The following is a 9521-nucleotide window of genomic DNA, read 5'->3' on the forward strand; positions in this document are numbered from 1 at the left end:
AAATCGGGCAGCCAATCAAGCCAACTGTTAGCCCAATTCCCAGCAAAACCAGTTTCCGGCGGTGTCTGCGACTGCCTCTCGACGGGCGAATATATGCTACGGATGAACCAGTGCTTGTTGTGCAAAACAAATAGGTCAATGGGGTTACATGTCAGGCGTTTGAACAAGGCGTTATGCCTGTCTGTTACATCAATCTTCGACCCTATCACACTGACTTGATTACGAAATGAAAGAGTTCTTAATCTTGGGGCTCGCCCTTGAACCTCAAGGCTCGGCCGGAAGAAACTCAGGCTGGACAGAGACAACTCCTTTGCCATTCGATGTGGTTCTGCCGTGGCGCGCAACACAAGAAGAGCACCAGTTCCAAGAGTGAGCAGGTTGGGCGGGCCAGAAACTTTCTCAAGATATTGCGCGCTTTCGTGCATGTCGCGCATCAAAGGAGCAAATCGGAATTGGCCGTGCTCGGGCCAAAAGCTGTTCCATTGAAGAAGATAGATTGGCGGTCCAGAGCGGGATCGGACGGTCAAGAGCTTTTGGATGAGGTGTTCGGCTTGAACAAAATCTACTTGTGTCGGCCCGGGGACCAGCAAGATCGGATTTTGCGTCGACGCTGCATTGCTGCTCTGTGCAACCAAAACCAACTTTGCCGACCGCGTGCTGTGCACAAGCGTCTCATCAGGCGGGTGCTGTGGGAGCATGTCTTTGGCCAATGGATCCTCGCATTCTGCGTAAAGACCAACGCAGCGATGGCCTTCTTAGCTGTTACAAAGGTGCCCGCGACTTGCAGCGTCGGGCAGGGGGAAAGTCGAGAATGTCATCACCCTGCCTGAAGTTGTGTCCTAGGGAGCAGCCAGATTGAAGTTTAAACGCGCTCTGTCTGGTAATGAGCAGAGCAGGGTATTCAAAGCGGCGTGTGGCAGCGTGAAAGATAGGAGGCATCGCCACTTTCTTTTGAGGCCCCGCCTTCCTCGATGGAAACATCAAGCCATTGTAAATTCGAAGAGATTCACCTCATGAAATGTGTGAGCACGCCTTGACAGATGGTCAGTATTTGAAATTTTTGTTATACGCCCGCACCCAATTGGAGGAGGGGGGGCGGGGTGCGGGCGCCAAGTATTGCGCAACTTAAAGAGGTGTCACGCCAAGGAGGGTTGCTGATGGACAGTCGCAATCTGTTGCGTGTTACAGATATGGGAAGCTACTACGTGGCCATCATGAGAGAACCCGCCAAGGTTTGGCGATTCTAAGACATCCAATTATGGCCTGTTTTTGGGCTTTAGCTGTTTTTCATCAGACGCGCCAATGCGCAGAATTGTTCCAAACTCACCACTTCAGCCCGGTCAGTGGGCTTGATACCCGCAGCAATCAGACGGTCTTCGATATCGGGCGCTTGTCCTTTGAGCGCTGCGCGCAGCATCTTGCGGCGCTGATTAAACGCGGCAGCCACAACCCGGGACAGGGTTGCCGCGTCAGCCGGGTAGCGCGGCTCAGCCAAAGCCGTCAGGTGCACCACAGCGGAGTGCACTTTTGGGGGAGGCGAAAACGCACCAGGCGGCAGAGACATCACGATGTTGGCGTTGGCGCGCCATTGCGACAAGAGCGCGAGGCGGCCGTAGGCTTTGGAACCTGGCTGTGCAGTGATGCGCTCAGCCACTTCACGTTGGAACATCAGGGTTAGGCTTTGCCAGAAGGGTGGCCATTCTTTGGGCGTAAGCCAACGCACCAACAGTTCTGTTCCAACATTGTAAGGCAAGTTGGCTGCGACGCGGATGGGTGGGGTGAGGTGAGCCAACGGGTTCACTTCCAAAGCATCACCGTTGATCACTTCGAGCTGCCCCGGATAGGCCGCTGCGATCTCAGCCAAAGCTGGCATGCAGCGATCATCTTTTTCAATTGCGAGTACTTTGCGCGCACCTTCAGCCAGCAGACCACGGGTTAGACCGCCGGGACCGGGGCCAATTTCCAGCACATCACAATCCGTAAGGTCGCCCGCGCGGCGGGCAATTTTGGCGGTGAGATTGAGATCGAGAAGAAAGTTTTGCCCCAAGGATTTTCGCGCGGACAGGCCGTGTGTGTCGATCACCTGACGCAGGTTGGGAAGATCATCAATGGCGCTCATCGGAATTGCCTCGGGTTTTGGCGGCTGGGCCGCGGAGGGGTGCCTTTGGTGGGGATATTTCCGGCCAAATGAAGGGTCAAGCGCTTTGTGCCATTTGCGCCGCCATGAGCAAGGCGGCAATGGTGCTGGACGGGTTGGCCTGACCGGTTCCTGCGATGTCAAAAGCGGTGCCATGATCCGGTGACGTGCGGATAAATGGCAACCCAAGCGTGACGTTGACACCACCATCAAAGTCCAGCGTCTTGATCGGGATCAGAGCTTGATCATGATAGGCGCAGACAGCCACATCGTAGCGGGCGCGGGCGGCAGCGTGGAACATTGTGTCGGCAGGCAAAGGGCCCGTGATGTCAAAGCCTTCACGTCGCAGATTACCAAGCACCGGTGCAATGATGCCGGCGTCTTCATGGCCCATGGCACCACCTTCGCCGGCGTGTGGGTTCAAACCAGCAACCGCGATGCGCGGGGCCGCAATGCCAAACTGACTTTGCAGGCCTTTGGCTGTGATGCGGATGGTCTCTTCCAGCAACGCGGGAGTGAGAGCGGAGGGTACGTCTGACAAGGGGATGTGAATCGTCGCGGGCACCACGCGCAGCATGTCAGATGCCAACATCATGACAGCATTGTCGACGCCACCCAAAGTGGCGAGATATTCGGTGTGGCCTGGATATGGAAAATCCGCGCCGTCTTTGAGGGCCTTTTTGTGGATTGGCAACGTGCAAATGGCACTGGCTTCGCCATTCATGGCCAGATCAACAGCCTGCGCAATCACGTCAATCACACCCTCGGCGTTGTCCGACTGCGCGGTGCCGGGCGTGCGGCTGGCGGCAAACGGATGTGGCAGCACAGGCAGGGCATGTGCCATCACACCAGCAGCGTCCTGGGGACTGTGCAAAAGTTGACATGGCACCGTGCCGGGCAGGTGGGCCGGGTCTGCGATCAGAAAAAACGGAAGTTCATCTTTGAGTTCAGACCAAGCTTTTTCGGCAATCTCCAGGCCAACGCCCGCCGGTTCGCCACAGGTTAGGGCAATGGGCGCGCGGCTCATTTTTCGGTGATCCGGGCCTGGGCGCGCAGCTGGCTGAGATAGCTGTTGGCGTAGCTTTCCAAACGCAAGTTGCGCAGGGATTGGGCGACCTCTTCGCGGGACAGCTCCTTTGAGCCAGTTTCGGCAGTGCGACCGCAAAGCATCAGGACAATGAGATTTTGCCCATCTGCGGTGGTCAGGTTGGTGGAGATTTCATTGTCGTCCAATTTTGCCAATTCAATAGCCACGTCACGCGGAATTTCGTTGGGTTTTTGGGTCTCGCGGAACAGGCGCTCGGCTGGCAGGCCAAAACCCACACCGTAAAGGTCATCACATTTGTCAACAGAAGCGCGCACTTTTGCGGCTTCTGCCAGAGTATCGGCTGTGCGACCGCCCGGGACATAGAATTTCGCGTAATCCACTGCGGAATAGCGTGGAGCACTGCGTCCGGTTTCGGCAATGCCACGCAGCTGGAACAAAGCCACGGCGTTGGGCAGTTGCAGAGGTGGGGAAACCTGACCTTTGCGCAGGGCAGTGACCACTGGACGCAGCGGTGCTGGCAGGTTGGTGACATTCATCCAATCCACGTGACCGCCTTGGTCTTTGGTGCCGGAAGCAGAATAAATGCGGGCGGCAGATTCAAACTCAGAAAAACTCTTGAGTTCCGATATTTGTGCAGCAAGGCTATCGACTTGCGCGCGGGTCTGCGGGGTAACCGGAATGATGATTTCAGACAAAAGAACCCGTACACCGCCTTGGCCGCTGCTTTGTGCAATCGCACGGTCAATCTCTTCTTCGCTGACCTCCGCGTTGGCACCAAACCGGGATTGTACCACGCCGCCCCAAGCGATTTGAGAAATGATGAAGTCACGCAGAGCCTCTTCAGAGATGCCTTCGGCGGCAAGCGCCTTGAGCATATCGTCGGGCTTCATATTCACCCGTTTGGCAAAATTTTCCAATCCAGCGGTAACGCCTTCTTCAGACGGTGCGATGCCGGTTTGTTTTGCAGCTTGGAGCTTTAAACGATCCTCAACCAGCTGTTCGCGGGCCAATTCCAAAGGGTCTCCGGGTGCACTCATTACCACCAACAAGCGTGCGCGTTGTTCGATTTCGTAATGAGTAACAACCGAGTCGTTGACGACAAAAGCGGGGCTAAAGGCATTTTGCGCCTGTGTCGGAAGCGCAAACAGGCCCATCATGGCGCAGGCGGCCGTGGAGCTGGCAAGTGCGCGGAGCGCGGAGCGGATCATGGTGCGTGGCGTCATTTTTACGTTGTCTTCCTGTCAGTCAGCCGCATTTGCGGTCGTAGCTCTTGTCGTTTGAATTGACCGAAAATCCAAGCAGGGCCACGTTGAAGCCCACCCGGGTGCTCGATTGCACGGTAGAGGATGTTGAGAAGCGGCGCGAGAGTGAAAGTTCCATGCGCAGGCACTCGTTGCGATACTCCAGGCCAACACCGGCTTCGGAGGTTTCACCACTGACCGCATCAAATTGCCAGTCCATCATGCCGGTCCAATGGCGGTTGAGGCGGTAGCTGCCGTCAAATTTCATCTCAGAGATGTCATCTGGACGAGATTCCACCAGATCTTTCTCCAGCCAGATATAGCTGGCATCCAGCCACAGTCGATCGTTAGACCACCCCAACCGCGCGCCGGCCTTGTTCAGATCACCCTTAGTGTCCACAAGGGCGCGCCCGGTGAACAACAGGCCGCTTTGGTTGCTCAGTTGCCCTGCGAGCAAAACGTCGGACGACGTTCCGGACAGACCCGAACTTTTGGAGAAATCAAGCTGTGCGTCCTGTCGAAATACCTGACCAAAAGTTAGGCTTCCACGCCACCCCTTGGTGCTGATACGCGACCAGTTCATGCCAACAGCCGTAGACAGACCTCGCTCTCTTCGGTCGTAAGACGGAAACCGTGACAGCGACAAAAGGTTGCCTTCGTCAAACTCAACGTGGGTGCTTTCATCGTTGGCCACATCCAGCGGGTCTCCGCCGGTCCAGGCCACTTGGGCCAAAGGTTCCAAGATGTAGGTTGCGCCGTCCGCACCAGTTTTGGACATCGGGTAGCGCAGATAGGCAGCCACGGACGGTGCCAGCCCGCTGTCAAAGGTACTGACGGAACTGTCGTTTTCGGTGCGATAAGCATCAAACGCCAACGCGCCGGTCACCCCTGTGCGCAGCCCGTTTCCCAGGTTCCAGTCGCCAAGCCACTGAACATTGGCGTTTGCGCGCCCGACGTCCCGTCCGGCATCACCATCTTTGGTGGAGCGGCGCTGATGCCCGTGGGCTTCGACGCTGGTGCGCAGCTCGCCACCCCACATGTTGAGATATCGCCGTTCTGTTTCTGCTTTGAGCACCAGAAACGGGATTTCGTCATTGTCTTCGTCTTCACGTAGGGTCTGATAGTGGTAAGCCGCAAAACGGGTATTTTCGGTCCGACTTGCGCGGGCAATTGTGATGTCGCTGTTGAGGCGATCATAGTCCGCATAGTCGTAGTCTGTCAGGTAGGTGTCGTCGGACACGGCCTTCAAATCAAAGGTCAGTTTGTACTCATGTCCCAACTGAAACAATCCCTCGGCAAACAGGTAGCCGCGAATGATGTCAGACCGAATGGTATCGTCGGAGATGGCGCCTTCGAGTTGGATGCCGCCTTTTTCGAAGGCTTGACGATACCGGAACTCCATTGTCCGTGTTTCGGACGACAAATAGGGGGATAGCACCAAGTCACGCTCTGTGCCCCAGGGTATAAAGTAAGGGACTTTGATACCGTAGTTGAGAAGGGAGGAGTGATTGAACTCCGGGATTAGGAAGCCCTGCGCGCGATCCAATGTAGGGTCCGGCATGCGCAGATGTGGGAAGTAGAACACCGGTACGTCACGGACCAACACGCTGGCGTGATCAAAATAGAGTTGTTTTTCTAGCTGGTCGTGCACCACACGCTGGGCGCGGATTTGCCACAACGGAGGTTCGCCAGTTTCGCATACATGGCAAGAGCTGACCGTTGTCTTATCCAAAACACTGTAGCGGCCGTCCAGTCGAGTCATCCGCGCGGAGGCCAACTGAACTTGATCGGCCAACACCAGCCGGGCGCTATGAATCAACCCATTTCGCAGATCAGACTGTAATTCGGCTGCATCCGCGACAATTGTGGCTTCATCCCCTTGGGTGATCCGGATCGGGCCTTTGAGGATAATTTCGCCGGTGGCGTCGTTGTAGATTATTTCCTGCGCGGTCAGGCGCACATCGTCAGAGAGTGCTTCTACATTGCCTCGGGCAATCAGGAGTCCATCTGCCGATAAATTCACTGAATCCGCCACTAGGATCACGTTACGCGGTTGAGATGGCGTGGTCTGCGAAGTCTGTGTTCCAGAAGATGTGGATTGGGACAATCCTTCTGAGGGTGATCCCAAAGTGAGAGCGGCGGCCGCAACCAGGGGACATAAGAAGCGCGGAGAAGTCGTCATCCGTCCTCCATATGCAACAACAGTCCAAGAGCCAACAGCACACTTGCCGTTGGAGGAGCCCAGGCGGCGAGCAACACAGGGATTTGACCGTTTTCTCCAAGGATTTGGGCAAAGTTGCGGATAAAATGCAGGCTAAATCCGATGAGCACCGACGTTAAAACGGCGATACCTGTATTGCCAAATCGGGTGTGACGCATGGTGAAGGCCGATGCCACAAGGACCATGGCCATCAGGAACAGCGGTTGCGCCAACTCCATTTGCAGCCAGACTTGATGCCGACGTGCAGAAAAGCCGGACTCGTTTAACTCGGAAATGAACTTTGGCAGTTTCCAAATTGAGATCGAAGAAGGTGTGCCAAAACGCTCCCGAATACGATCTGCCGTGAGGCTGCTGGGAAACGTTACAGTCGCTTCACTTGAGGGCTTGGCGCCTTCATTCAGGCCAGCATTCAGGTTCCATGTTCGGACGTTGGCGAGCTCCCATCCGCCCTCCACCAATCGGGCTGAATCCGCTTCAATCCGTTGCTGCGGGCCGTCCTCCTGGGCATAGGTTACAATGGTGATATCTAAGAACACCGATGCGTCGGTGTTTGTGCTGCCAGCGTGGATTACAGCATGCCCAGCTTCGCCGCCTTGTCGCAGCCAGATACCTTCCTGGGACAACGATAGAGCACTGCGCCCGCCGGAGCGCAGTATATCGCTTTGCGTTTCGTATTGTACGGTGGTCGCGGCCACAATGGGATTGAGGGTACTGACCGACAGCAAACCGATGACCAAAGCCATCCCTGCTGGAGACAGAACCGACACAATGCCAGACCGACCAGCGGCGCGCACCACAACCAGTTCAGAGCTGCGTGACAGATTGATGAACAGCGCAATGGTCGCAAGGATAATGATCAGCGGCATGAGCTGATACAGGCTCTCCGGCGTGCGCAGCAAAGTGAGACCAACCACTTTATCAAACCCTACCGCTTCCACGTCGTAGCGGCGGAGTTGTTCCATCATGTCGACCAAAACCGTCAGCACAAAGAACACCATGGCGATGCCCAAGAATATCCACAGAAACTTACGTGCAAAATAGAAATGGACCGTCATGTCGGCAACCTCCGGCGCCACCGGATCGGGTTTGCAGAGAAATAGAGCAGTCCACCCGCAATCACGAAGCCCAATGTGCTCGGCAAATACATCATTGGCCAAAGCTCGGGATTGGACCGCACTGGATCGGCTATCGCATTTTTGAGCGCCTCGAGAACAACCAAAATCATAAACGCCGCGATGATTTGGCGCCAGACACCAAAACGGCTAAACCCGCCGGCCAAAAGCATGGAAAAGCCAATCAGGGCAAAGCTGATCGTCGAAAACGGCATTGCAAACCGGTCGTGCAAATCTTCGGTGATGCCGCCAATACTCTCCCCGGTTTGCTCCGAGATCGCTTCCATGTTTCCAATGATGTCCCAGGATGGAAAATGCTTTGCCGAGACACGAGGGGCGGTTTCTGGGTCAATTAGCGAGCTGATATCATAGGAAAAGTCGGCAAAGTTTGTGGTCATCAGTGTGTCTGTGTCATGACGGTGAAGTTGCGCCAACCCATCGACCATCACAAGTTTTGGGCCGGTTTCATCCTGCACCAGATAGGCATCTGACGCGGTGTAGGAGGTTGAGCGCCCTTCAGAGCGATGATCCGCTAAGAATACGTCCTTCAGTACGCCGCTTGGCGTGATTTCGCGAATGTAGAAAGTGACGCCATCCGTTGGATGTAGAAACGTACCTTCGGTTAACAAACGTGCGGTTACATTTTCGGTGATTTCTTTTTGCTTCTTGCTCAATTCCGCATTGCTTGTTGGCACAAGAAAGTGGGTCAAAGCCGACAACATCAATGCAGTGATCAAGCCAAAGACCGCCACCGGGCGTGCCAGCCGCCAAGGGCTGAACCCGGTGGCCTGCATCACTGTCAGTTCACTTTCGCTGGACAGCCGATTGGTCACGTAAACGGTTCCTGCAAACACGGCAATTGGCAAGACCAAACGGATCACATTGGGCAGCGTTAGGATCGACAATTCCAGAAAGACGGAGACATTTTGGCCGCTGGCGATCAGCTGATCAAACAGCGACACCGCACGATTGACCCAGTAAACGGACACAAGGATCAGCGCAAAAAAACCGAACAGAGTCAGGAATTGCGACAGGATATATCTGTCGAATTTGCTCACCTGCCAAGAATCCCCCGAACCTTATTATTGTGCAGCACTTTAGGGGAAATGTTTAAGCGGTGAAACTGCTATCTGGCGATGTGCTCTGGTCAAGCGAGAAGGCGCACGCTAGGTGTTTCAAAACGAAAATTCGGAGGTTATGCGATGCGCCCTGTAACGATGTCTTTTGTGGAAACCGAACTGGATGAGATCGGCACGGTTGAGGGGCGTATTGCGGTCTTTGTGCCAGCAGAAGGCAACTTGGATCAAGGCGCACGCCGTTTGAATCGCCTGACACGAGGCGCTGTGGAACGGGTTCGCGAGAATAAGGCGGGAGATGCAAGCCTTGGAACCGTGTTCAGCCTGTCCTATCCCGCAGGTGTGGCCGCTGAAGCCGTCGATGTGGTGATCCTGCCGCGCCGTTGTTCGTTTGAAGATGCGCGTAAGGCTGGGGCCAGCCTTGGCAAAGTACGTGGGAACGCGGCGTTGACCGTGCTGGCAGGCACCAACCCCAAGGCGGCGCATATCGCCTATGGCATCGCAATGCGCGATTATGGCTTTGACGATCATAAAACTGCAGACGCCAAAGAAGATGCGCGCGCAGTGACTATGATGGTGAGCAAACCCGAGGAGATTGGAGAAGCCGCAGCGCCCCTGTTGGCGGTTGCAGAAGGCGCATTTTTCACCCGAGATTTGATCAACGAGCCTGCCAATGTTTTGACCAC

At 55.4% G+C, this 9521-nt stretch carries 7 protein-coding genes and 1 pseudogene; 1 reads left to right on the forward strand and 7 read right to left on the reverse strand.

What is annotated here, in order from left to right; genetic code table 11:
* The 7 genes from QZ517_RS18730 to lptF form a co-directional block, all read right to left on the reverse strand.
* On the reverse strand, nucleotides 1-710 hold a 710-nt coding region (locus QZ517_RS18730; protein WP_294230123.1), incomplete at its 3' end, for a hypothetical protein.
* Between the two features lie 566 nt (nucleotides 711-1276).
* Nucleotides 1277-2119, reverse strand: coding sequence for a 16S rRNA (adenine(1518)-N(6)/adenine(1519)-N(6))-dimethyltransferase RsmA (gene rsmA, locus QZ517_RS18735; RefSeq protein ID WP_294230126.1), 843 nt, complete (start codon nucleotides 2117-2119; stop codon nucleotides 1277-1279).
* Between the two features lie 76 nt (nucleotides 2120-2195).
* On the reverse strand, nucleotides 2196-3164 hold the full coding sequence (gene pdxA, locus QZ517_RS18740; protein WP_294230129.1) for a 4-hydroxythreonine-4-phosphate dehydrogenase PdxA: 969 nt from the start codon (nucleotides 3162-3164) through the stop codon (nucleotides 2196-2198).
* Nucleotides 3161-4408, reverse strand: a complete 1248-nt coding sequence (locus tag QZ517_RS18745) for a peptidylprolyl isomerase (protein WP_294230132.1) — start codon at nucleotides 4406-4408, stop codon at nucleotides 3161-3163. The genes pdxA and QZ517_RS18745 overlap by 4 nt, the downstream gene beginning before the upstream one ends.
* A 22-nt stretch (nucleotides 4409-4430) precedes the next feature.
* Nucleotides 4431-6608, reverse strand: coding sequence for an LPS assembly protein LptD (gene lptD, locus QZ517_RS18750; RefSeq protein WP_294230134.1), 2178 nt, complete (start codon nucleotides 6606-6608; stop codon nucleotides 4431-4433).
* A complete protein-coding gene (lptG, locus tag QZ517_RS18755) occupies nucleotides 6605-7702 on the reverse strand; it encodes an LPS export ABC transporter permease LptG (protein ID WP_294230139.1) in 1098 nt (365 codons plus the stop codon). The genes lptD and lptG overlap by 4 nt, the downstream gene beginning before the upstream one ends.
* The gene (lptF, locus tag QZ517_RS18760; protein ID WP_294230143.1) at nucleotides 7699-8817 is read right to left on the reverse strand and encodes an LPS export ABC transporter permease LptF; all 1119 of its coding nucleotides are present in this window, start codon (nucleotides 8815-8817) and stop codon (nucleotides 7699-7701) included. The genes lptG and lptF overlap by 4 nt, the downstream gene beginning before the upstream one ends.
* A 144-nt stretch (nucleotides 8818-8961) precedes the next feature.
* Here lptF and QZ517_RS18765 point away from each other — a divergent pair.
* Nucleotides 8962-9521 (forward strand): annotated as a pseudogene (locus QZ517_RS18765) (leucyl aminopeptidase); the annotation flags it as partial.

The sequence above is a fragment of the uncultured Shimia sp. genome (assembly GCF_913054185.1).
In the GTDB taxonomy this organism is placed as follows: domain Bacteria; phylum Pseudomonadota; class Alphaproteobacteria; order Rhodobacterales; family Rhodobacteraceae; genus Shimia.